Origin of the sequence: Rhodococcus sp. NPDC059968 (assembly GCF_042738615.1) — a bacterium.
In the GTDB taxonomy this organism is placed as follows: Bacteria; Actinomycetota; Actinomycetes; order Mycobacteriales; family Mycobacteriaceae; genus Rhodococcus_F.
On the sequence record NZ_JBHWUE010000030.1, the window covers coordinates 1 to 1,240 of the forward strand.

Here is a 1,240-nt window from a genome sequence, read left to right on the forward strand (position 1 = left end):
TGGTACGAGACCCGCTATCGTGAACAGCGTCCCCCGGCTGCCTCAACCCCCGAGGTGGCCTGAACCGGAGTCTCCACTCGATCCAGGGCGATTCATTGACCCAACTGGCCGCCACCGCCCCACCGGAGGTCCGCGCCGAGCTGGACGCGAAGATCACCGTCCTGAACGAGCATCGCGAGGCGGTGGGTGCCAAGCGGGGAAAGATCAACCGGGAACTGGCGTTCCACTTCGCCCGCCAGGTCACCGACTACGCCACCGCAGCGGGCGCGCAGATGATCGCGGTGGAGGATCTCACCACCCTCGAGACCCGCGGACACGGACGGGTCAACAACAATCGGGCCGCGCAGTCCGCCCGCCGCCAAGCGGCCGCCGCCCTCGCGCACACCGCCGCGGGTGCCGGCATCACGGTGGTCTCGGTGCCCGCCCGAGGGTCCTCCGCATTGTGTCCGGGCTGCGACGAACCGCTCGCCCGCCCCGGCGGGTACCACACCGCGTGGTGTTCCCGCTGCCTGGTCGGCGGCAACCGCGACCACGTGGCCGGGGTGAACCTGGCCAAACGCGTACTGCTCGGCAAAGGCAAGGTCACCCGGCGGCGTGGGCAGTTGCCCGCGGTCCGGGTGGCCGAGCACGCGCCGGTCCGCAAGTGCCGCGACAAGAACGGTCCCACCCCGCGTCGGCCGCGGCACCGCCGGGTCCGCCGCAGCCTGCCCACCGTGACACCGCGGTTGGGAGTGACTCCGAAACAGCATGTTCCTGCACCACAAGCGTCGGTGTGGGACACGGTCCAACCCACACCACCGCACGGTGATGCGGGTAGCCGTGACACACGTCCATCTCCAACACCCGCCACACCAGTGGCAGACAGTACGAGATCTACGTAGACGCTGACCGAACTCGTCACCGGCATCGTGGTCGACCCCTACGTCATCGACCGCGAGATGGACCGGTACCGGAAGGGCAGGCGCACACTCGGCGCGGTGTGCGAGCACTACGGAATCGCGCTGAAGGACGCCCACGAGGCCGAGGCCGACGCGATCGCCGCGGCACACCTCGCCCGGACGCTCGCACAGGAGTACCCGAATCTGCGGGCCCTCGACATCATGACGCATCAGGCCGGCTGCACGCCGAACGGCAACGCGACTTCGCCGACTACCTCGTCCGGCAGGGTCGGGACGCATCGGACGTCAACGGCGAGTGGCCGATTCGCGGTCTCGCGCAGTTCCGCATCGCCTGACCCGAG

The 1,240-nt window shown here is 69.5% G+C and carries 2 pseudogenes; both read left to right on the top strand.

The window, feature by feature from the left end:
• Positions 1–95 precede the first annotated feature (95 nt).
• Positions 96–881, top strand: a pseudogene (locus ACFWAY_RS23355) (zinc ribbon domain-containing protein); the annotation flags it as partial.
• 3 nt (positions 882–884) lie between these two features.
• Positions 885–1,234, top strand: a pseudogene (locus ACFWAY_RS23360) (3'-5' exonuclease); the annotation flags it as partial.
• Positions 1,235–1,240 lie beyond the last annotated feature (6 nt).